Annotated in this window: 22 protein-coding genes and 5 pseudogenes; 11 read left to right on the top strand and 16 right to left on the bottom strand. The window is 37.3% G+C overall.

Annotation, left to right across the window (positions count from 1 at the left end):
• Nucleotides 1-44 precede the first annotated feature (44 nt).
• Nucleotides 45-977, bottom strand: coding sequence for a heme o synthase (gene cyoE / locus JCM19034_RS07215; protein ID WP_082393870.1), 933 nt, complete (start codon nucleotides 975-977; stop codon nucleotides 45-47).
• Nucleotides 978-1,267: 290 nt separating this feature from the next.
• On the opposite strand from cyoE, the gene JCM19034_RS07210 reads away from it, so the two are divergent.
• Together JCM19034_RS07210 and JCM19034_RS24710 are read left to right on the top strand one after the other, a co-directional pair.
• Complete coding sequence (locus tag JCM19034_RS07210; RefSeq protein WP_370621841.1) at nucleotides 1,268-2,020, top strand: heme A synthase; 753 nt, start codon at nucleotides 1,268-1,270, stop codon at nucleotides 2,018-2,020.
• Nucleotides 2,017-2,160, top strand: a complete 144-nt coding sequence (locus JCM19034_RS24710; protein ID WP_370621840.1) for a hypothetical protein — start codon at nucleotides 2,017-2,019, stop codon at nucleotides 2,158-2,160. Before JCM19034_RS07210 ends, JCM19034_RS24710 begins: the two co-directional genes overlap by 4 nt.
• Nucleotides 2,161-2,293: 133 nt before the next feature.
• Here JCM19034_RS24710 and JCM19034_RS07205 read toward each other — a convergent pair.
• Nucleotides 2,294-2,574 (bottom strand): annotated as a pseudogene (locus JCM19034_RS07205) (YlaN family protein).
• 121 nt (nucleotides 2,575-2,695) lie between these two features.
• The gene (gene glsA, locus JCM19034_RS07200) at nucleotides 2,696-3,622 is read right to left on the bottom strand and encodes a glutaminase A (RefSeq protein ID WP_062048486.1); all 927 of its coding nucleotides are present in this window, start codon (nucleotides 3,620-3,622) and stop codon (nucleotides 2,696-2,698) included.
• A 79-nt stretch (nucleotides 3,623-3,701) separates the two neighbouring features.
• Here glsA and JCM19034_RS22980 point away from each other — a divergent pair, with 79 nt between their 5' ends.
• Nucleotides 3,702-3,956, top strand: a complete 255-nt coding sequence (locus tag JCM19034_RS22980) for a hypothetical protein (protein WP_231686857.1) — start codon at nucleotides 3,702-3,704, stop codon at nucleotides 3,954-3,956.
• A complete protein-coding gene (locus tag JCM19034_RS22975) occupies nucleotides 3,908-4,168 on the top strand; it encodes a hypothetical protein (RefSeq protein WP_231686856.1) in 261 nt (86 codons plus the stop codon). The genes JCM19034_RS22980 and JCM19034_RS22975 overlap by 49 nt, the downstream gene beginning before the upstream one ends.
• A gap of 63 nt (nucleotides 4,169-4,231) precedes the next feature.
• Here the strand turns inward: JCM19034_RS22975 and JCM19034_RS07190 are convergent.
• Nucleotides 4,232-5,585: pseudogene (locus tag JCM19034_RS07190) on the bottom strand (PhoH family protein).
• 182 nt (nucleotides 5,586-5,767) lie between these two features.
• Here JCM19034_RS07190 and JCM19034_RS20900 point away from each other — a divergent pair.
• Entirely contained in the window at nucleotides 5,768-5,929 is a 162-nt protein-coding gene (locus JCM19034_RS20900) for a YlaI family protein (RefSeq protein WP_082393836.1), read from the top strand.
• 120 nt (nucleotides 5,930-6,049) lie between these two features.
• Here the strand turns inward: JCM19034_RS20900 and JCM19034_RS07185 are convergent, their stop codons facing one another.
• A complete protein-coding gene (locus JCM19034_RS07185; protein ID WP_062048484.1) occupies nucleotides 6,050-6,385 on the bottom strand; it encodes a YlaH-like family protein in 336 nt (111 codons plus the stop codon).
• A 25-nt stretch (nucleotides 6,386-6,410) separates the two neighbouring features.
• Nucleotides 6,411-8,249 (bottom strand): translational GTPase TypA, encoded by a 1,839-nt coding sequence (gene typA, locus JCM19034_RS07180; RefSeq protein WP_062048481.1) that lies wholly within the window; start codon nucleotides 8,247-8,249, stop codon nucleotides 6,411-6,413.
• Nucleotides 8,250-8,482: 233 nt separating this feature from the next.
• Between typA and JCM19034_RS07175 the strand changes: the two genes are divergently transcribed.
• Complete coding sequence (locus JCM19034_RS07175; RefSeq protein ID WP_062048479.1) at nucleotides 8,483-8,680, top strand: YlaF family protein; 198 nt, start codon at nucleotides 8,483-8,485, stop codon at nucleotides 8,678-8,680.
• A gap of 23 nt (nucleotides 8,681-8,703) precedes the next feature.
• On the opposite strand, the pseudogene JCM19034_RS07170 reads toward JCM19034_RS07175, so the two are convergent.
• Both JCM19034_RS07170 and JCM19034_RS07165 read right to left on the bottom strand, forming a co-directional pair.
• Nucleotides 8,704-9,503 (bottom strand): annotated as a pseudogene (locus JCM19034_RS07170) (inositol monophosphatase family protein).
• A 196-nt stretch (nucleotides 9,504-9,699) separates the two neighbouring features.
• Nucleotides 9,700-9,894 (bottom strand): hypothetical protein, encoded by a 195-nt coding sequence (locus JCM19034_RS07165; RefSeq protein ID WP_062048477.1) that lies wholly within the window; start codon nucleotides 9,892-9,894, stop codon nucleotides 9,700-9,702.
• A 238-nt stretch (nucleotides 9,895-10,132) separates the two neighbouring features.
• Between JCM19034_RS07165 and JCM19034_RS07160 the strand changes: the two are divergent.
• Nucleotides 10,133-10,758 (top strand): annotated as a pseudogene (locus JCM19034_RS07160) (YktB family protein).
• Between the two features lie 64 nt (nucleotides 10,759-10,822).
• On the opposite strand, the gene JCM19034_RS07155 reads toward JCM19034_RS07160, so the two are convergent.
• Nucleotides 10,823-11,095, bottom strand: coding sequence for a UPF0223 family protein (locus JCM19034_RS07155; RefSeq protein WP_062048475.1), 273 nt, complete (start codon nucleotides 11,093-11,095; stop codon nucleotides 10,823-10,825).
• Between the two features lie 206 nt (nucleotides 11,096-11,301).
• Between JCM19034_RS07155 and JCM19034_RS07150 the strand changes: the two genes are divergently transcribed.
• Entirely contained in the window at nucleotides 11,302-12,777 is a 1,476-nt protein-coding gene (locus JCM19034_RS07150) for an aminotransferase class I/II-fold pyridoxal phosphate-dependent enzyme (RefSeq protein ID WP_062048473.1), read from the top strand.
• A gap of 198 nt (nucleotides 12,778-12,975) precedes the next feature.
• Here the strand turns inward: JCM19034_RS07150 and JCM19034_RS21650 are convergent, their stop codons facing one another.
• The 3 genes from JCM19034_RS21650 to JCM19034_RS07140 all read right to left on the bottom strand — a co-directional run bounded on the left by JCM19034_RS21650 (nucleotide 12,976) and on the right by JCM19034_RS07140 (nucleotide 14,853).
• On the bottom strand, nucleotides 12,976-13,404 hold the full coding sequence (locus JCM19034_RS21650; RefSeq protein WP_156323910.1) for a hypothetical protein: 429 nt from the start codon (nucleotides 13,402-13,404) through the stop codon (nucleotides 12,976-12,978).
• 113 nt (nucleotides 13,405-13,517) lie between these two features.
• The gene (locus tag JCM19034_RS21645) at nucleotides 13,518-13,952 is read right to left on the bottom strand and encodes a hypothetical protein (RefSeq protein WP_156323909.1); all 435 of its coding nucleotides are present in this window, start codon (nucleotides 13,950-13,952) and stop codon (nucleotides 13,518-13,520) included.
• A 76-nt stretch (nucleotides 13,953-14,028) separates the two neighbouring features.
• Nucleotides 14,029-14,853 carry a polysaccharide deacetylase family protein gene (locus JCM19034_RS07140; RefSeq protein ID WP_062048471.1) on the bottom strand — a complete coding sequence of 275 codons (825 nt, stop codon included), beginning with the start codon at nucleotides 14,851-14,853 and terminating at the stop codon, nucleotides 14,029-14,031.
• 105 nt (nucleotides 14,854-14,958) lie between these two features.
• Between JCM19034_RS07140 and JCM19034_RS07135 the strand changes: the two are divergent.
• The 3 genes and pseudogenes from JCM19034_RS07135 (at nucleotide 14,959) to JCM19034_RS24000 (ending at nucleotide 16,832) form a co-directional block, all read left to right on the top strand.
• Nucleotides 14,959-15,998, top strand: a pseudogene (locus JCM19034_RS07135) (aromatic acid exporter family protein).
• 108 nt (nucleotides 15,999-16,106) lie between these two features.
• The gene (locus JCM19034_RS07130) at nucleotides 16,107-16,499 is read left to right on the top strand and encodes a hypothetical protein (protein WP_062048467.1); all 393 of its coding nucleotides are present in this window, start codon (nucleotides 16,107-16,109) and stop codon (nucleotides 16,497-16,499) included.
• Between the two features lie 210 nt (nucleotides 16,500-16,709).
• Nucleotides 16,710-16,832: a hypothetical protein gene (locus tag JCM19034_RS24000; protein ID WP_269431672.1), complete on the top strand. Its 123-nt coding sequence runs from the start codon at nucleotides 16,710-16,712 to the stop codon at nucleotides 16,830-16,832.
• 410 nt (nucleotides 16,833-17,242) lie between these two features.
• On the opposite strand, the gene lpdA is transcribed toward JCM19034_RS24000, so the two are convergent.
• The 4 genes from lpdA to JCM19034_RS07115 form a co-directional block, all read right to left on the bottom strand.
• Nucleotides 17,243-18,652 (bottom strand): dihydrolipoyl dehydrogenase, encoded by a 1,410-nt coding sequence (gene lpdA / locus JCM19034_RS07125; RefSeq protein WP_062048464.1) that lies wholly within the window; start codon nucleotides 18,650-18,652, stop codon nucleotides 17,243-17,245.
• Nucleotides 18,653-18,655: 3 nt separating this feature from the next.
• Nucleotides 18,656-19,714: a dihydrolipoamide acetyltransferase family protein gene (locus tag JCM19034_RS07120; protein WP_370621839.1), complete on the bottom strand. Its 1,059-nt coding sequence runs from the start codon at nucleotides 19,712-19,714 to the stop codon at nucleotides 18,656-18,658.
• Nucleotides 19,656-19,940, bottom strand: a complete 285-nt coding sequence (locus JCM19034_RS24705; RefSeq protein ID WP_370621838.1) for a biotin/lipoyl-containing protein — start codon at nucleotides 19,938-19,940, stop codon at nucleotides 19,656-19,658. Before JCM19034_RS24705 ends, JCM19034_RS07120 begins: the two co-directional genes overlap by 59 nt.
• A 74-nt stretch (nucleotides 19,941-20,014) precedes the next feature.
• Nucleotides 20,015-20,992: an alpha-ketoacid dehydrogenase subunit beta gene (locus tag JCM19034_RS07115; RefSeq protein WP_062048462.1), complete on the bottom strand. Its 978-nt coding sequence runs from the start codon at nucleotides 20,990-20,992 to the stop codon at nucleotides 20,015-20,017.
• Nucleotides 20,993-20,995: the final 3 nt, after the last annotated feature.

Below are 20,995 nucleotides of genomic sequence, written 5' to 3'. Positions count from 1 at the left end.
AACATTCGTATTAATGATTATATCTTCAGTTATTATTCACATCATTAAATATGAACAACAACCATAAGAACAAACAATATTGTTAAATAATTGAGCGAGTAGACAAACATGTACTTCGCCCATTTTATATCATCCTTCATCTTGAAGCCAGCTAGCCCTATTGCAAGCCAACCGAGGCCAAGAATGGAGGCAACAATCGTGTAGACAAGCCCAAATGGATAGAGCATGAGCGATACTGGCAATAAAGCTGCAACATAGAGAACGATTTGTCTTTTTGTCATAGCAAATCCTGCAACAACAGGTAACATCGGTATGCCTGCTGCTCGATACTCTTCTACTCTTTTCATTGCTAACGCTAGGAAATGTGGTGGTTGCCAAAAAAACATAATAAAAAATAACAACCATGCATACATGTGTAAACCACCATCCACTGCTGCCCAACCGATAAGAGGAGGTACTGCACCAGAAAAGCTTCCTACTATTGTATTAAGCGTCGTTGTACGCTTCGTCCACATTGTATATAAAACGACGTATATAAATAATCCGATCAAACCTATTACAACAGCTGATGCGTTCGTTAGTGCTAAAAAAGCTAGACCTAGAGCCGACTGAACTAAACCAAGTACTAACACTTGATTAGGTGAAAAACGTCCAGTTACGGAAGGACGTTCTTTTGTCCTCTCCATAATATGATCGATATCTCGATCAATATAATTGTTGAGAGTACAGCCTCCAGCCATAACAAGAGCTGCACCCACTAAAGCAAAGATCATCGTCGTAAGTTGCGAGCTTATTCCCCCACCTGTATAAACAACAGCTAGATAAAAACCAGCAAACGTTGTAATAAGATTAGATGTGACAATTCCGTGCTTCGCTAGAACTAAGTAGTCTTTCCAAGATTTTTGCTGACTTGTCACTACTGATGAGTCCGCATTGATCACTTTCGTTGTCTGAAACGCTGTATTGGACTTATTCATCAATTCTTCACCTCCTTTTAAAGGTAACAACACAACTTTACAAAAAATAATTAGGTGTAAAATATCCTCACCTAATAACAAGTACAGTGACATTATATCTTAAATTCCTAATAGTTTCACTAAAATCATGAGGTTCACATTTTCTTCACAATTATGTATGTCATAAAATCTTCATCATTGTTAAATTGACTTTTAACAAAAATCTACATAAGATCAATGGGTAAGTAGTCTTACACCATAGCTTACTCTAGCATATTTTTGAGCATTTTTATACAAGAAAGGTGATCACCGTGCATAAAAAATTAAAAATCTTTGGAACCTTAACCTCTATCGGTGTCTTAATTGTTTTAATTCAAGGAGCCCTTGTTACGAAAACTGAGTCTGGAGAAGGATGTGGAGCAACTTGGCCACTTTGCTTTGGAGAAGTCATTCCAACGAATCCAGCACTTGAAACAATTATTGAATATAGTCACCGAATTGTATCAGGACTTGTCGGCGCATTAATTATTATTCTCGCACTATGGTCTTGGAAACAATTAAAGCATGTTAAAGAAACAAGATTAATGGCAATCCTATCCGTTATTTTAATTATTTTTCAAGGTCTACTTGGAGCAGGTGCAGTTGTATTTGGACAATCTAAAGCAATTCTAGCTCTTCATTTTGGAATATCGGCTATGTCGTTAGCTGCTGTTGTGTTATTGACTATCTTAGCATATGAGGATTCAAAGGGAATTCGTGTGATAGTACAAGTATCCAAGCGTTATAAAGCCTATGTTTTTCTGACGATTATTTACTGTTATGCTGTTATTTACACTGGTGCTTATGTAAAACATACTCAGGCAACATTAGCATGTGCAGGCTTTCCATTATGTAATGGGATGATATTTCCGGGATTTTCAGGTCCGGTAGGTGCCCATTATTTCCACAGAATAGCCGGATCGATTCTTTTAATTGTGCTACTCATTTTAATGATTTGGACAATCAAACAATACAAGAAAGAACAAGTATTACTATGGCGTCCATCCTATGTTTTATTCTTGTGACCGTACAACTAATTAGTGGTGTATCTGTCGTTTTTACACAAAATGATGTTTTATCAATCGGTTTATTACATGCACTGGTTATTTCCGTATTATTTGCGGTGTTAAGCTACTTAGTCATGATTCTATTACGCAAACACTAACTACATTAATTGATGTTATTTTTCACCAATTGTCACGAGATTAAACATGCTTTCGCAAAAATTGCACAACAGGTTGCCAACTCTACCTTTTATAAGCGAAATAAAAAGTCAAGCTACATTTTAGCTTGACTTTTTATGCTCTCGTAGTAGAATCATGGAGATCGGCTAGTTTACGTTCAAGTTCATCGAGAATTTTTTGCCAACTTCCTCATCTATTAAACCTAATCGGACAGCAAAATGAATTTCCTTTGATAATCCGAACATCTGTGTATCAAGAACATCCTCATATAAAGGGCACTGAGGCATCGTTAAATTTTCCATTTGAACCTCAATTAGCTGCCTGATTTTTTCCGCATCTGATTTCAGAAGGGCTAATGCTTTTTCTCTATCTCCAGTCACCATTTCGGCTGACACTTTGACCCCTCCCTCATGATTAATCCTGTCTTAATAGTATCTTTTCTAGTAAGAAAAAGCAATCCTTTTAATCAGAAAGATTGGTTATAATAATCATTATCAATTATATTTAGCTGCCTTTCTAGAAAATACTCAATTGGTAGTGCTTAGAAATGAATTCAAGTAACTTCATACCAGCGATGCTATTTCCTTTATCATCTAATGCAGGGCCGTAAATTCCAATCCCCAATTTATGAGGTACTGCACAAAGAATTCCACCTGATACACCACTTTTTGCAGGTATGCCCACTTTTATAGCAAACTCACCAGATGCGTTATACATCCCGCAAGTGACCATAAATGTTTTGACGATTCTGGCAACATCTGCTGGAATCACTTCTATGTCATCTTCGTTCTTCCCTTCATTAGCAAGCACATAACCAATTCGAGCAAGGTCTTCACATGAGACTTCAATCGCACATTGCTTCGTATAAAATAACAGTAGCTTTTCAATATCTCCAGCAATTACTCCATGTTGTTTCATAAAATAAGCTAGCGATCGATTCAAGTCAGCTGTCTCATATTCAGACTGTGCAACTTCTGCATTGTATGTCAAAAATTCATTTCCGCTTAGTTGACTGACATATGCAATTAATCGATCTACTTTTTGATCAACCGTTTCCCCTATAATGAGGGAACTCACAGCTAACGCACCTGCATTAATCATTGGATTTAAAGGTTTGGACGGTTTATTCGACTCCAATTTAGCGATTGAATTAAATGGATCACCTGTCGGCTCCATCCCGACTTTATCAAAAACAACCTCTTTCCCATGATCCATCAACGCTAAAGCTAACGTTAAAACCTTTGATATGCTTTGTAACGTAAATCGTTGCTTATGATTTCCTTCACTGAAACAAGTTGACTGGCCATCAAAAATGGACACAGCAACATCGTCACGGTTTGCTTTCGTTAATGCCGGTATATAATCAGCTAAGTTACCATCTTTCGTATGTACCCGTACTTCTTCAACCATTCGCTTTAACTCAGAACCATATTGACAAACCATGAAATCCCTCCAAGTGTGACAAATCTGTTGAAACCATTTATACTTGATTATGACACAGCATGTCAAGGGGGATAAAGTTATGCAAGAATTTGTTTTTTTTATTGATGGTGACGTCCAACATCCATTAACGATTGACCCAACAGTCTGGATATTTGACGAGCGAAAGGTTGATCTTGATACATACTTTAACGAAGAGTCGATTACTGAAGATAAGGATACTGCGTATAAAAAGCAATCTCAGCTCAATGGGATAAAGAAATACTTGAAGGTTCTGCACCACCACGCTTGCATTCAAACGGAAATGAAATTAAGCATAAGAAGCAACGAGAAATAAATGGCAAGTATGCGATACCTTTACTTCCTTTTATCGAAAATGCAAAACCTAAGGGAACTCCAACATCAATTGAAGTGTATAGTAATAACGATATGTTCTCACTACCTTTTAGTGATGCAAAAGATGCATTACTAGGCTTCGCAAAAGACGGTAAGCCATTACGTGAGGATGGTCCCGCCATCTCTATTTGGAGACGGCTCAAATGCTACTGAACCAATTCTAAACATAAAAAACTTACAATACGTTGTTAAAGGAGGGGCTAAAATGCCTCCCCTTTATAGCAAGTCTGCTGCAATCTGAGCTAGTCCAGAGCGTTCACCTTTTACTAATTTAATATGGCCGCTTACAGTTTGGTCTTTGAATTGCTCAACGACGTATGTTAACCCATTATTGTATTCATCTAAATATGGATGATCGATTTGCTGTGGGTCTCCCATAAGAACAAGTTTACTTCTTTCACCAACACGAGTTAAAATCGTTTTCACTTCATGCTTCGTTAAATTTTGTGCCTCATCAATAATAATAAATTGATCGGGAATGCTTCTCCCACGTATATACGTTAGAGCCTCTACCTGAATAGAACCCATTCCTGCTAATATTTGATCAAGCTCTCCAGGCTTCTTCGTGTTAAATAGAAACTCTAAATTATCGTAAATTGGCTGCATCCATGGGCGTAGCTTTTCTTCTTTTTCACCTGGTAAATAACCGATATCTTTCCCTAATGGAACGACTGGCCTTGCCACCACTAACTTTTTATATTTCCCTAAGTCCTCCGTTTGTAATAGACCTGCTGCCAGTGATAATAACGTTTTCCCAGTTCCAGCCTTGCCTATTAGTGTCACTAAGTGAATATCTTCTCGTAAGAGTAATTCAAACGCCATACGTTGCTGCACATTTCGTGAACGAATTCCCCAGACTTGTTCGCTCATTTAAAAAAGGTTTTACTTTCTTCCCATCCGGTTCCACCTTACCTAAAGCTGAACTTGAGCTACCAAGTGCATCCTTCATAATTATAAATTGATGTGGGTAAAAAGGATGCTTCGTTAATTCAGAAATAGTAATTTCACCTTTTAAAAAGAAACTTTTCATAACAGATGAATCTACATATACTTCAACAAAACCTGGATAAACATGTTCAAATTCAATGACACGGTCACTTAAAAAGTCCTCTGCCTTTAAACCAAGTGCATCCGCTTTAACTCGGACAAGGGCATCTTTACTTATTAATATGACATCTTTTCCATCCTCCTTTTCTCTTTCTTCCATCATTAGATTTAGGGCAACCGCAATAATGCGATTATCATTCGTCATTTCCGCAAAGGAATCTTTTAATCTTAAAAAAGAACGATGATTCAACTCTACTCGTAATACCCCACCAGATTCTAACTCCACACCGTCATGCAATTTTCCAACATCTCTTAATTTATCAATACATTTTGAGAACTTGCGAGCATTTCTACCGATCTCATCCATATTACGTTTTTTTGAATCTAATTCCTCTAGTACAACAGCTGGTATAACAACTTCATTGTCTTGAAACGAATAAATGGAGTAGGGGTCTTGTAAGAGCACGTTTGTATCCAAAACGTAAATTTTTTCAACATTCCGCCTCCTGACTACGGTTTCGATAACATTGATTTTAGTAACTGCTTCTAAGATGTGTTTGTATTCAAAATGTATGTTCAAGCTTTGCAATCTAGAAGAAAAATTATATACTAGGTCATCGAAATTTAAACTCACGTGAATTTTAAAGTAGATTTTCATTCATTCTTTGCTTACAATAACAGTAATGGTAAAGGAGGAAACTCAACATGCGAGTTAAATGTGTCATATGTGATAAAATTGATAAAATAGCTGATGATTTACCTTTGGCAAAACGTTTACGAAATAGACCGATTCATACGTATATGTGTGATGACTGTTATGACCGTATAAAATTGAAAACCGAAGAACGACGTCAACCGAAAGAATAACTTGATTTCTTAAACTCCTGCTACATGTAAATGATGAGGTTGTTTATAAACGAAATGACACTTCACATCATAAATTATAAACACAACGAAAAAACCAGCCTAAGATAGCTGGTTTTTTCATTATGCACCTTTTTGTTGTTTGCGATGGAGATGTAAACGAAATCGGTAAATTCCTAAAACGAGTCCTGAGATTATTAATACAACAATAATTGGTGCACCAAAAGCAAATTCTAGGAACCAAAGAACAAAACAACCGATAAAAAGCGTAATATAGACGAGTATTTTCTTCAATATTGGTAATTTTCTTGCAAACCCGAGATTAAATACGATAATGGCTAATGCAACAATGACTAAAAAAGCATAAAAGCCATTCCACGGATTTTCGGCAGTTGCTCTCATTAACCAATTTAAGCTTTCCAAATTCTCCTCTGAAATTTGCGGGCTCCCGACCAACATTTCCGGTCACCTATCCTTTCTCCTCTTACCCTTTTGTAGCAAGCTTACGGCGTTTTTCCTCACGCTCACGTTCCGATTTATTTAATATTTTCTTACGTAGTCGAATCGATTCTGGCGTAAGTTCACAATATTCATCTTCATTTAAATATTCTAATGCCTCTTCAAGAGTCATAATACGCGGTTTTTTCATCGTGACTGTATTTTCTTTCGTAGCTGAACGGACGTTTGTTTGTTGTTTCATTTTGACGATATTAACTGATAAGTCATTATCTCTAGTATGCTCTCCAACAATCATCCCTTCATAAATTTCCGTTCCTGGTTCAACAAAAATAGTTCCACGATCTTCAACTTGCATAATTCCATATTGACTAGTTTTTCCCGTTTCCATTGAGACAAGAACACCTTGACGACGTCCCCCTACTTGTCCAGGAGCAATAGGAGCATAGCTATCAAATGAATGATTAATTATCCCATATCCTCTTGTTTGTGACAAGAACTCTGTCGTATAACCGATTAAACCACGTGCTGGAACTAAAAACTCAAGACGAACTTGGCCGCTTCCATTATTAGTCATATTCAGCATTTCACCTTTACGTTCTCCTAATGATTCCATTACTGAACCTGTATATTCATCCGGAACATCGATTTGGACACGCTCCATCGGCTCACATTTCACTCCATCAATTTCACGAATAATTACTTCTGGCTTTGAAACTTGGAGCTCATAGCCTTCACGTCTCATGTTTTCAATTAAAATTGACAAATGAAGCTCCCCACGGCCAGAGACGACCCAGACATCCGGCGAGTCGGTATTTTCAACACGGAGACTAACATCTGTTTCGAGCTCTGACTTTAATCGTTCCTCAAGCTTACGTGCAGTCACATGTTTCCCTTCACGTCCAGCAAAAGGGCTATTATTCACTAAAAACGTCATCTGTAGCGTTGGCTCATCAATTCGAAGAATTGGCAATGCCTCTTGGTGATCTAATGGGCATACTGTTTCACCGACATTAATTGCTTCCATCCCGGAAACAGCGATTAAATCACCTGCTTTAGCTTCATCAATCTCTATGCGTTTGAGCCCAAGAAAACCAAACATCTTCGTTACACGATATTGCTTAACCGAGCCATCTAATTTCATTAATGCCACTTGTTGACCTACTTTAATCGTCCCTCTAAATACTCGTCCAATCCCAATTCGGCCAACATAATCGTTATAATCTAACATCGTAACTTGGAATTGTAGCGGTTCTTCACTATTATCTATTGGTGCGGGAATTTCATTAATGATCGTTTCAAATAATGAATTCATATTTTCATCTTGTTTCTCATGGTCCAAACTCGCTGTACCATTAATTGCAGAAGCAAATACGACTGGGAAATCCAATTGGTCCTCTTCTGCTCCAAGGTCGATAAATAAGTCAATCACTTCATCAACAACTTCTAGCGGTCTCGCAAAATCACGGTCTATTTTATTAACGACTACTACAGGCGTTAACTTCTGTTCAAGAGCTTTCTTTAATACGAATCTCGTTTGTGGCATACACCCTTCATATGCATCAACAACAAGGAGAACACCATCGACCATTTTCATGATCCGTTCCACTTCACCACCAAAATCAGCGTGTCCTGGAGTATCCATAATGTTTATACGTTTATCATTATAATTGATCGCTGTATTTTTCGCTAAAATCGTTATACCGCGTTCCTTTTCAAGGGCATTGGAATCCATAGCACGTTCATCAACTTGTTCATTTTCACGAAACGTACCTGATTGTTTTAAAAGCTGATCAACTAACGTCGTTTTTCCGTGGTCAACGTGGGCAATAATAGCAATGTTTCGAATATCGTTACGAATGGTCATGTTATCTTTTTCTCTCCTTATACGTTCTTTAACTGTACAAGTATAACTTGTGAAGATAGCTTTTAGCAAGTTTCTTCTTTAGAACTAATACCATCTTTATAGAAAAATTAATTTCCAGCACAAAAAATGTGGCTATATTCAATCAGTTTTACTTGTTTTGACATATTCAAGCCTTTTTCTTATTCTAATAAACAGGTACACTATAGTTATGAATTGCCTATAGGGGGACATCGATGAAGAAGGAAAATTTTTTATTTCTACTGTTGGCTATTATTACTGTCGTATGTATTATGAGTATTGGAGTCGCTGTTGCTGAAAAAAGCATGCTTATCTTTCTTTTGGCTGTTGCTGGCATTATTATAGCAATGGGACTCGGCTTCACATTGAAGAAAAAAGTGAGAGAAAGTGTTAATAAAGAGCCTGATGCATAGCATCAGGCTCTTTGCTTTAAGCATTAATGTTCTTCTCCTAAATAAGCCGAAATCATTTGTTTATGTACACGAGGTTTGCCTGCAACAAATGTCCCTGGCTCCAATAGACTAAGTGGATTACCTTGGAAATTTGACGCTCTACATCCTACCTCTTCTAGTAAAACAAGACCAGCTGCATAGTCCCAAGGTGAAAGTTTTACACTAATATAAGCATCTAATCGGTCTGCAGCTAAATAAGCAATTTCAATTGCTGCCGATCCAATTGATCGCGTACCACGGACATCGCGCACTAATGCCGATAAAGGAATTCGGTAAGGGTTCTTTCCTTCAACTAACCACCGTGCATTAATCCCTATTATTGATTGCTCAACAGGCCTTTCCTTTACGGGAACTAGTGGTTTTCCATTTAAGTAAGCACCTTCTCCACGTACTGCATGAAATAATTCATCAGTCATAACATCATAAATTAACCCAACCATACCAACACCATCATGATATACCCCAACAGAAATGGCAAAATTATATTTTTGATGGACAAAGTTCATAGTGCCGTCAATTGGGTCAATTAACCATACAGTCCCTTCTAATGAATCTAATTCCTCTGCAATACCTTCTTCTCCTAAAAAGAAATGTTCAGGAAACGCTTCCTTTATTTTATGAAAAAAAATGATTCTATTGACTTGTCCACTTCTGTAACAAGATCATTTTCATTTGATTTCGTTTCAATATGTATCGATTTAGCAAATGAAGCCTTAATGAGGTCACTCGCTTCATAAATCCACTTTTTAGCTATCTTTTCAATTTCACGCCAATCATTAGACATTATTTATTCGTACCTCCTCTAAGTATAAACATTGCATACCTATAGTTTATTATGACGTTAATCATACCAATGAAGCAAGTAATTAGAAAAAAAAGCGAAACATCCATTCATTAGTTTCACCAAAAGTTATATGTAATACGCCTAATAAAAAGAGATGTGCTTTGCGAATATATCGTGCACATCTCAAGTATTCTATTTAGCGAAACACTCCATATTCAATTAATTCTGCTCGAAGCTGTCGTAATCGATTTTTAGCATTATTTATAGCTACTAAATCTTCATTTACCATTGCATCATGTAAGGTAACGAGCTCATAATCTAATTCGAGACGCAACACAGGAATTCTCTCTCGACCGTCATTTTGTTTTAACGTATTCATTAATTGTTCCATTTGCTACACTCCCTTTTCTAAATGGCTCGGATAACAGCCTAAGCATTTGACGAAATTTTCAGTTATTTATAGTTATTTTAAGTTAAAATTCTAATAAAATCAAGAGTATTACGAAAGATTTAGGATTGGCAAACTCAATAAGCACATCTTTTTCGACAACAACGTTACTATGATACAATAATGATAATATTGGAGTAACAGTCTTATTTTATCATAAAAAAAGAAGTGAGGTTTACACATGGACGGTTTTACAAAAGAAGACTTTCAAGTATTTCATATTTCAGGTTTAGATGAGCGGATGGACGCAATTAAAAACCGAATTCAACCTAAATTCCATGAAATAGGTGCCCAACTAGCTACCGATTTATCGATGATGATTGGCAACGAAATGCATTTACATATTGCCAGACACGCTAGACGTACAGTCAATCCACCAAATGATACATGGTTAGCTATTGCAGACAATAAACGTGGCTATAAAAAACATCCCCATTTTCAAGTTGGTTTGTTTGACGATCATTTATTTATTTGGCTTGCTTTAATATACGAGTTACCTTCAAAAGCAGTAATAGCGAACATGTTTTTAGAACGATTAGACCTATTTAGAACACTGCCAAATGAAACTGTCGTATCATTAGACATATGAAAAAAGACGCTAAACGATTAAACGATTATTCAGAGGAAGAGTTAAAGCAAGCTCTTATTCGTTTTAGAGATGTCAAAAAAGCTGAGTTTCTAGTTGGTAAACATTTAAAACCAGATGATAAAGTTGTCAAAGATAAAGACAAGCTCTTAGGCTATGTTAAAAATACGTATGAGGAATTGTTACCCCTATATAAAGCAGCCATGAGTGCAAATCAATAAATGGAAAAGTAAAGTGCCTAAAAGAACGCTGCTTTTAGGCACTTTTATGTAGAATGCTGTACGTTTATCGTACACTTTTAATCTGTTCTTCCTTACCTTCTCTAGCACGCTTTACAACGTGGTAAGTAGATATTCCAAATTCTCCATCATATTGCTTACATAACGTTTTTTCCTCACTTTTACTAGGAACAATCTCTTTAAAGCGCCGATAGTTATTTAGTATTGTTACACGGCTGACTGGTTGTTTATAGGTTAATTCTATACATTCAAAAAACCGGATAACATCAATTACTTCTTCTGTACTCCAATCAAGCGAAATTGGTAAAGAACGATCCATTTACTTCACTCCCTTTACATCTATTATCTTTAACTATTATGTCATTTTCAAATAAATACTAGTATAAAAATGAACATTACCATGTTATTCAATCGCAAACTTTAGAAAAAGACAAGCCTTTACATACTCTACTAGGAATTAATGCTCTTTTTTGATATACTCATTTTGCTTTATCATTTGATTATGTACGTAAAGAGGTGAACCCGTTGTCACGACAACAACATCATACACCGTTGTTCACTGGTGTTAGAAAACACGCAGAAAAACAACCTATTCAATTTCACATTCCTGGCCATAAACAAGGAGCTGGTATGGACCCGGAATTCAAACAATTTATTGGTGAGAACGCATTAGCAATTGATTTAATTAATATAGCTCCGTTAGACGACCTTCACCATCCTAGTGGCATTATTAAAGATGCCCAAGAATTGGCTGCAGACGCTTTTGGAGCTGACCATACATTTTTTTCTGTCCAAGGTACGAGCGGTGCCATTATGACTATGATTATGGCTGTGTGTGGTCCTGGTGACAAAATAATTGTACCGAGAAACGTCCATAAATCGATTATGTCAGCAATCATCTTTTCTGGGGCTACACCGATCTTCATTCATCCCGAAATCGATCAGAGCCTTGGAATTTCGCACGGTATTACAGTTGACTCAGTCGAAAAAGCATTACAAGTTCACCCTGATGCGAAAGGATTATTAGTAATTAATCCAACCTATTTTGGCATTGCTGGTGATTTAAAACAAATTGTTCAACTTGCACATTCATATGAAATCCCCGTTCTCGTTGATGAAGCACATGGTGTCCACATTCATTTCCATGAGGAACTTCCATTATCAGCAATGCAAGCCGGGGCTGACATGGCTGCTACGAGTGTGCACAAGCTTGGCGGTTCTATGACACAAAGCTCCATTTTAAATGTAAAGGAAGGGCTCGTGTCTCCCAAACGAGTCCAAGCTATCATCAGTATGTTAACGACAACATCTACATCTTATTTATTACTATCATCTTTGGATACTGCACGTATGCAGCTTGCAACCAAAGGGCACAAACTATTGTCTAAAACGATTGAACTTGCTAATGATACTCGGCGAAAAATCAATGAAATACCAGGACTAACGTGTGTTGGCAAAGAAATACTTGGTACTCCGGCAACGTACGATTTAGACCCAACGAAACTGATCATTTCAGTGCGCAATTTAGGGATTTCTGGCCATGATGTTGAGCTTTGGTTACGAGAGCATTACTCTATTGAAGTAGAAATGTCTGATTTATATAATATCCTTTGTCTTGTTACACTTGGAGATTCGGAAGAAAAAATGAATATTTTACTAACGGCTTTACAGCACTTAGCAAGTGAATACGACGTTTCGTTTGAACATTCACCAAAGTCCGTTTCAGTTCCAGATATTCCCACTTTATCACTTTCACCAAGAGATGCTTTTTATGCTGAAACAGAAAGGATCCCTTTTTCAGAATCAGCAGGCCGCATTATCGCTGAATTTGTCATGGTTTACCCGCCTGGTATACCAATTTTAATTCCAGGTGAAATAATTACTTCTGAAAATTTACAATACATTACTGAAAACTTACACAACGGCTTACCAGTCCAAGGACCAGAAGACGAAACGTTCAAGACGTTACGTGTTATTAAAGAACATAAACCGATATTATGATTTAAAAAAACAGCCTGCACAAGAGCAATGATAAAACTTGTGCAGGCTGTATTTAATCCCAAATACGTTGTAAAATTGTCGACGTCTCTTCTAAAGTAAATGGCTCCCAAAATAAGTCACCATAAATGAGTAAATCTTGATGTAAATGAAGACCTCCCATTTCATCTCCAGCAACAGAAAAACTCGTCCCCGAGTTACCTACATAACCGATAATCGTATTTTCATCAACTGTATCCCTACTTGTAAATCTTCGGGAATACCTGATAAATGAGCAAAGCGATTCATCACTCCACCTGGATATTCAACCCACACTTGCATACCTCGTAAACGATCAAAAATATACTCTGGCGTGTCTTGCAGCTCTACAGTAAGAGCTAAATCTTTATTTCGTTCTTCTGGTGATTCGTATTCTTCAAAGTTATGATCAACACGTACAACAATACCTTCTGCCATAGCATAAATAGGTGTGTCTGGTGTGATAACTTCACCGGTTGCATATCCATACCAGTCTATCCCTTCATGAAATCCATTCCGATACTCTCTTGGAGCACCAGGTAAATGACTTGCTTGACGACTTACTTGTGCACCTTTAATTGGCCGCTCTAAAAACGACAAGTATTCCACCATTTGCTCGACATCCCAGTCAAAAATATTAAAATCCTCTGGTGGACCACCAACTCTATTTGTAGGCCCATACCAATCGAAAGAAACAAAATGATCTTCTTCATTTAACGGAATCTCTAATCCTTTTTCAATAAAGCAATCGGTAGATAAATATTGTACTCATCTTCATCCTCAACAATTCTAACATGGATGTCGTCGGTCGCTACATATTGACCATTACGCTCGAGTACCGGAACCCCGTCTATTAAATAATAATAATCATTATTAATTTCGATATTAACTGTCCGATGGATTTCATCAAACTCATAATCACCTTCAACGATCTCAAGTAAATCTTCAACCGCAAAATACGCTTGATCATTAATCCACTCTACAGATAATTGTTGAAGTGTATCGTCTTCCTCTCTTTCATTACTAGCTGAATTATCAGTATTCTCTTGATGTTCTAATTCGTCTCCATTATTTGCACTTCTTTCTGGCTCATCATTAGTGGTTTGACAAGCTACTAAAAGAATACAACAAAAAGAGAGCATTATAATCGACTTCCACACGTCCAAGACTCCTCCTAAATTGTCATATGACGCCTATTTTACCGTTCTCATCATTGAATAACAAGTAGACTTTGACCTATTTTGTCTTGATCTGCTCTGGATCAACAAATTCATACCCTTTCTCCTTTAAGCCATGCACAATACTCTCTAATGCATCAGCCGTCCACTTTCGATCATGCATCAGTAAATTAGCCCCATTTTGTAATAATGGTGCATTTACCATAATATCCGCCAATGGTTCTGGCTCTAAATAATCAGGCTCCCAATCATAACCGTAAGTCCAATTCATTTTTACCATCCCTAACTCAGCGGTTAACTCATTCGTATAATCCGTATTACCACCAAATGGGGCACGATAAAAACGGGGATATTCTCCGATCAATTCGTAAATAATGTCGTTAAGCTCAACAATTTCTGATCGTTGCTCATCCTCACTTAGATCACTCATCGTAGGATGATTCATCGTATGATTACCTATTTCAAAGCCGCGCTTATGTAATTCCTTAACTACTCGTTTCCCGTCGTCATCTAAAAGATGTCCATTAACAAAAAATATTGCTTTCACCCCTAATTTATCAAGAGTTTCTGCCATTTTTATAGAATATTTATCAGGAGCATCGTCAATTGTTACTAAAACAACTTGTTCATTCCCATCGTCAATCGGCTCTATACTCCAATTTTCTTCATTCACACGATAGTAATCTAATTCTTCTAATTCTGTCTCAAGCTCCTCATCAATTCCTTCTACTATATTCTCAGCATTTGTTTCTTGCTCTTCAACCTCCGGTTCAGCTATCTCTAGTTGATTATTCGCTTCTATTTTCGTCTCTTCAACTTGATTGCAACTAACCATCGTTAGCACACAGCATATAAGAAACCCATATGTTCGTTTAACTCTCATCTTTAGCTCACTCCCTCACTTAATAAGTATAACAAGAAATAATAGAAGCCATACTAGTATTATGCTGTTATATATTCATCATTTCAAAGATAATGGAGGCGGACGATGAAAGGGTTGATTGGAAGACGAGTATTGAAAACAGGATTATCTGTCTTACTTACAGCAACTATTTGTCACTTCATCGATATCCCTCCAACTTTTGCGGTCGTAACAGCCATTGTGACTGTTGAACCGACTGCTGCTGACTCAATAAAAAAGGATTAATTCGTTTACCGGCAGCTGCAATAGGGGCAATATTTGCTATCGTTCTAACAATGGTATTAGGTCCAACTCCTTTTACTTATGCAATTGTTTCAATCTTAACCATTATGACCTGCTTGAAATTGAAACTTGATACTGGAACACTCGTGGCAACGTTAACAGCTGTTGCAATGATTCCAGCTACATCATTTGACATTATTTCAGATTTTGCAGTAAGAATCTCCGGTACTTCTATCGGTATTATCGTTTCTAGCTTAATCAATTTTCTTATCTTACCACCAAAATTTGGCCCTATACTATCAGAGAAAGTAAACAAGCTCTTTATTCAAGCCGCCGATTGCTTGTTAGCTATTATGAACGACCAATTAAATCAAAATGATCAAAATAAGACGGTTCATTACCGTTTATTACAAGATGATTTAATGAAGGCATATCAGTTTATTCACTTTCAAATTGACGAATGGGTTTATCGCCGTTCCACTGAGCTTGAGCGGCGTTCATTTAGTTATTTACAAAAGAAAATGGATTATTTACACTTTATCCTTTTCCACTTAGGTAAAATAGCTCATAGTAGAATGAATCATCATTTAATAGATGAACATAAAGAAGTTATTGAGCAGTCGATTAAGTCTTTTTCCTCGATATTAAAAGACCCTTACCATCAATTAACAACTGAACACTTTATTTATTTAGGAAAATTAAAAAAGCTGCAAGAAACGTATGAGCAATCAGATTTATTTCTTCACCAATTATGTCTTGAATTACAGTCTCTGCAAAGGGTGTTAAACGATCTATCACAAATTACTAGCGATGAACGTCGTGTGTCAATTGAAGAAAAAAGTTATCCGACTTATATCTTTTCCAAGCCTTCTTTAACAGAATAGACTTGAAAATATTTCTATTTCATTACATTTTTGTTACTTTAGAATAAGTCTTTACCGTGCGTGCTAAAATGAAAGGAACGTTAGTATGCAAAAAGGAAGTGAACTGCTTTGGACAAGTACTTCATGTTTATTTTATTTAGCACAATGTGTATTTTAACTGCTTGTGTTTCAGTCGCCTCCACCGAAGAAAATCCTTTAAACTATCCCGATAACGAAACGATTACCGTTTTATTTTCTGATTCCAGCTCTCTGCAGGATGAACATACATATTATGATGCTTATTTAGCTTTGCAACAACATTATGATGAAGAAATCCCATCAATTATTATAGTTGATGCGGACGATCGAGATGCGATACGTTTTTTTGAAATTAATCAATTCCCAACGATGCTTATTTTAACAGGTAAGACAGAGCATGTTAGATTGGAAGGCGTTTTAACAGAAGAGGCAATCTTGGCTGAACTATTACATTTTTTCTTGGCGAAAGAGACTAATAATTAACCTTTCTTATTAGAAATCAAAGGACTTTTATTCCTTTGGTTTTTTTGTTATCAAAAGACGTCTAAAGATCCTCTTTAGACGTCCCAGTCTGTCGGCAAAGTCTCGCAAAAAAGAGACGGTCGACAGGCTTTTTGTATAGAGATTTGTCACGATACAGCACTTTGAACCCACTCCTAAGGATGGGGGGCACGCTTTTGGCAGGACGGCGTATTGACCCAGTCGTCAATTGTAACTCCTGCCAATTTCCACGATAGTCAAGTGTTTCACGAGTTATTTGTTCAACTAAAAGAGATCATGATGAAAGTGCAAGAAGTTGTCATAGATATCGGATAAAGATTCCAATTGTTGCGAAGAAGTTTTCTGATGAAGAAGTACGAACTATCATACCTTATAAGCGTCCAATGACACCGCAGAGTTATGTTAAGAAACATGAGTTTATCTATGATGAATACTATGAGTGTTACATTTCAAAAGATCAGCTTCTTCCAGCGGACGACAAACCGAGAAGGGGATCGCGAGTACATACTAATTTATCGATTTGCCAGACATGTCTGGTCTTACACCAATGCACCAAGAGTAAAAACATCATAAGCTGGTTCTACGGAACATGGATGAAGCATGCCACTTACGACATACTAATATATAGACGAATTAACGTAAAAACGCCTTTGAGAATCGACTTCTCAAAGGCGTTTTGTCTACGGTCTGAGACGTCTAAAGAACCTCTTTAGTCGTCTTTTCATTTATTTAACGATGTGAATTGGTGTACCTAGTGCTACTTCAGCAGCTTCCATTGTAATCTCACCAAGAGTTGGGTGAGCATGGATCGTTAAGGCAATATCTTCTGCCGTCATACCTGTTTCAATAGCTAAACCAAGCTCTGCAATCATATCAGAAGCTCCAGGACCTGCTATTTGTGCACCGATCACTAATCCATCTTCTTTACGAGTTATAAGCTTCATAAAGCCATCCGTTTCATTTAGTGAAAGAGCACGTCCGTTAGCTGCAAATGGGAATTTGGCTGCAACTACATCAAACCCTGCTTCCTTTGCACCTTCTTCATCATAACCAACACTTGCAAGTTCAGGTTCAGAGAAGACAACAGCAGGAATAGCCAAATAATCAATCTCTGATTTTTCACCAGCAATCGCTTCAGCAGCAATCTTACCTTCATAAGAAGCTTTATGTGCAAGTGGCGGGCCAGCAACAATATCTCCAATAGCGAAAATATTTGATACGCTAGTACGTAATTGCTTATCAACTTTAACGATGCCGCGATCGGTCATTTCAACACCAATTTGTTCAAGACCAATCTCATCGGTATTCGGTCTACGCCCTACTGTTACTAGGCAGTAGTCTGCTTCGAATACCTCTTCTTTTCCATTGATTTCAGCAGTTACCTTTACGCCGTCTTCTGATTCTTCCACACTTTTGGCCATTGCCTCGAACTTAAAGTCAACTTTATTCTTTTTCAAGCGACGTTCAACAAGCTTAGCCATTTGCTTTTCAAATCCACCAAGAATTTGTTTTGTACCTTCAAGAACAACAACTTCAGTCCCCATATTTGAAAAGGCACCAGTTAACTCAATTCCGATATAACCTCCACCGATTACAACCATTTTCTTCGGTACTTCTTTAAGGGCAAGTGCACCACTTGAATTAATAACTCTTTCAGTATATTTAAAAGCCGGAATTTCGATTGGTCGTGAACCTGTTGCAATAATACAATTTTTAAAATTGTACGTTTGTGCACTAGATTCATCCATGATACGAACAGAGTTCTCAGAAGCAAAATATGCTTCCCCTCTAACAATTTCAACTTTATTACCTTTTAATAATGCTTCTACTCCTCCAGTTAATTTATTTACAACTGAAGCTTTCCACTCTTGAACCTTTTCAAAATTAATAGAAACATTCTCAGCAACAATTCCCATATCTTCAGATGCTTTTGCATTGTGATAACGGTGACCTGCTGAAATAAGTGCTTTTGATGGAATACAACCAACGTTTAGACAAACGCCACCAATATCCCCTTTTTCAACTATAGTAACCTTTTGCCCAAGCTGTGCTGCACGAATTGCCGCAACATATCCCCCAGGACCTGAACCAATGACTAGAGTATCTACTTCATTTGCGAAATCTCCTACAACCATTTCTTACCCCTCCATTAATAGTAATTGTGGATCATTTAACAAGCGTTTCACATGGTTTAATGCATTTTGTGCTGTTACTCCATCAATTAGACGGTGATCGTAACTGATTGAAAGGGCTAGTACAGGTGCAGCAACAATTTCGCCATCCTTTACTACTGGCTTTTCTTCAATTCGACCAATACCTAAAATAGCTACTTCTGGATGATTGATAACTGGAGTGAACCATAACCCACGAGCAGAACCAACGTTTGAAATTGTTGCACATCCACCTCTCATCTCATCTCCACTTAATTTAGCATCACGTGCTTTTGCAGCAAGCTCATTAATCTCATCAGCAAGTGCAAAGATTGATTTACGATCAGCATCTTTAATAACAGGAACAAATAAACCATGCTCTGTATCAGCTGCAATTCCGATGTTGAAATATTTCTTATATACAATCTCTTCTTTAGCATCATCAATTGAAGCATTAAGAGCTGGGAATTTACGTAAAGCAGACGTTAATGCTTTAACGACATAAGGTAAGTAGGTGAGTTTCGTTCCTTGCTCAGCTGCCACTTCCTTATATTGCTTTCTATGTGCTACTAATCCTGATACTTCAACCTCATCCATATGCGTAACGTGTGGAGCAGTGTGTTTAGAATTAACCATTGCTTTGGCAATTGCTTTACGAACACCTTTTAAAGGTACACGTTCTTCAAGTTCTCCAACTGGGATAGATGTAGGTTTTGCAGCTGTATCTTTCGACTTATTATCCTCTGTGACAGCTTCCGTTGCTTCCGTTGCTTCCGTAGCTGAATTGTCACCATTTAAGAACGCATCTACATCCTCTTTTATAATACGGCCATTTTTACCAGAGCCAGATACATTAGCAATGTTTACACCGTTATCACGTGCATACTTTCGAACTGAAGGCATTGCAATAACACGAACGTTATCATCTGCTTCAGAAGCTTTTTCCGTCTTAGTCTGCTCGTCTGCTTTTTCATTTGCAGCAGGTGCTTCACTTTTCTCTTCTTGCTGGTGCTTCTTCCTCAGCAGGATTTGCATCGCCCGCATCAATTGTCAGTAAGACATCTCCTACAATTGAAACTGTACCTTCCTCAACTTTTACTTCAAGAACTTTCCCATCAACAGGAGATGGAATTTCTACAACTGCTTTATCATTTTGGACTTCAAGAAGGATATCATCTTCTTTTATCTCATCGCCTTCTTTTACAAACCATTTTACGATTTCACCTTCGTGAATACCTTCACCAATATCCGGTAATTTAAACTGATATGCCACCTTATGTGCCTCCTTTGTTTCTTAACTATTAGATAAAAGGAAAGACAGTCATCTTTCCTTTCTCATTTTGCAATTTAGAAGTTTATTACTTCCTTAGCTGTTTCAACGATGTCTTTGTAATCCGGTAACCAAACGTCTTCTGCTGCTGCAAAAGGATACACAGTATCAGGTGCCGCTACACGCTTAACAGGAGCTTCTAAGCTTAAAATTGCACGCTCTGTAATTTCAGCTACAACGTTTGCTCCTATACCAGCTTGTCTTTGTGCTTCTTGAACAACAATTGCACGATTCGTCTTTTCAACGGATGCAATGATTGTATCAATATCAATCGGACTAATTGTCATTAAATCAATAACTTCAACATCAATACCTTCTTTTTCAAGCTCCTCTGCTGCTTTTAAAGATGAGTGTACCATCGCTCCATATGTAACAATGGTTAAATCTTTTCCTTCACGCTTAATATCTGCTTTTCCTAGTGGAATAGTATATTCCTCTTCAGGTACCTCTCCGCGGAATGAGCGATATAATTTCATATGCTCTAAATAAACAACAGGATCATTGTCACGAATTGCTGAGATAAGAAGACCTTTTGCATCATATGGAGTTGAAGGAATTACAACCTTTAATCCAGGTGTTTGAGCAACAAGCCCTTCTAAGCTATCAGCATGCATTTCCGGAGTCTTAACTCCACCACCAAACGGTGAACGAACAGTAATTGGTGAAGTTAATTTACCTCCTGTACGATAACGCATACGGTTCATTTGACCTGCCAAAGAATCAAATACTTCGAATAAAAAACCAAAGAATTGAATTTCCATTACCGGACGAAAACCCGTTAAACCGAGACCAATTGCTAAACCACCAATACCAGATTCAGCAAGAGGGGTGTCAAAAACACGATCTTCACCAAATTCAGCTTGAAGACCTTCAGTTGCACGGAATACACCTCCGTTCTTACCAACGTCTTCCCCAAACACAAGTACATCTTCGTTATTTTTAAGCTCATTACGCATTGCATCCGTAATCGCTTGGATCATCGTCATTTGCGCCATTGG

Origin of the sequence: Bacillus sp. JCM 19034 (genome assembly GCF_001310635.1) — a bacterium.
Classification (GTDB): Bacteria; Bacillota; Bacilli; order Bacillales; family Bacillaceae_D; genus Halalkalibacter.
Note: the sequence above shows the minus strand (reverse complement) of the source record. Positions and strands in the feature narration are given on the sequence as shown.

What these genes read in the sequence shown, in the direction of transcription:
- cyoE (WP_082393870.1), bottom strand. Translation starts at nt 977, where the DNA reads ATGAATAAGTCCAATACAGCGTTTCAGACAACGAAAGTGATCAATGCG.
- glsA (WP_062048486.1), bottom strand. Translation starts at nt 3,622, where the DNA reads ATGGTTTGTCAATATGGTTCTGAGTTAAAGCGAATGGTTGAAGAAGTA.
- JCM19034_RS22980 (WP_231686857.1), top strand. Translation starts at nt 3,702, where the DNA reads ATGCAAGAATTTGTTTTTTTTATTGATGGTGACGTCCAACATCCATTA.
- JCM19034_RS20900 (WP_082393836.1), top strand. Translation starts at nt 5,768, where the DNA reads ATGCGAGTTAAATGTGTCATATGTGATAAAATTGATAAAATAGCTGAT.
- JCM19034_RS07185 (WP_062048484.1), bottom strand. Translation starts at nt 6,385, where the DNA reads ATGTTGGTCGGGAGCCCGCAAATTTCAGAGGAGAATTTGGAAAGCTTA.
- typA (WP_062048481.1), bottom strand. Translation starts at nt 8,249, where the DNA reads ATGACCATTCGTAACGATATTCGAAACATTGCTATTATTGCCCACGTT.
- JCM19034_RS07175 (WP_062048479.1), top strand. Translation starts at nt 8,483, where the DNA reads ATGAAGAAGGAAAATTTTTTATTTCTACTGTTGGCTATTATTACTGTC.
- JCM19034_RS07165 (WP_062048477.1), bottom strand. Translation starts at nt 9,894, where the DNA reads ATGGAACAATTAATGAATACGTTAAAACAAAATGACGGTCGAGAGAGA.
- JCM19034_RS07155 (WP_062048475.1), bottom strand. Translation starts at nt 11,095, where the DNA reads ATGGATCGTTCTTTACCAATTTCGCTTGATTGGAGTACAGAAGAAGTA.
- JCM19034_RS21650 (WP_156323910.1), bottom strand. Translation starts at nt 13,404, where the DNA reads ATGGTGGAATACTTGTCGTTTTTAGAGCGGCCAATTAAAGGTGCACAA.
- JCM19034_RS07140 (WP_062048471.1), bottom strand. Translation starts at nt 14,853, where the DNA reads ATGAGAGTTAAACGAACATATGGGTTTCTTATATGCTGTGTGCTAACG.
- lpdA (WP_062048464.1), bottom strand. Translation starts at nt 18,652, where the DNA reads ATGGTTGTAGGAGATTTCGCAAATGAAGTAGATACTCTAGTCATTGGT.
- JCM19034_RS07115 (WP_062048462.1), bottom strand. Translation starts at nt 20,992, where the DNA reads ATGGCGCAAATGACGATGATCCAAGCGATTACGGATGCAATGCGTAAT.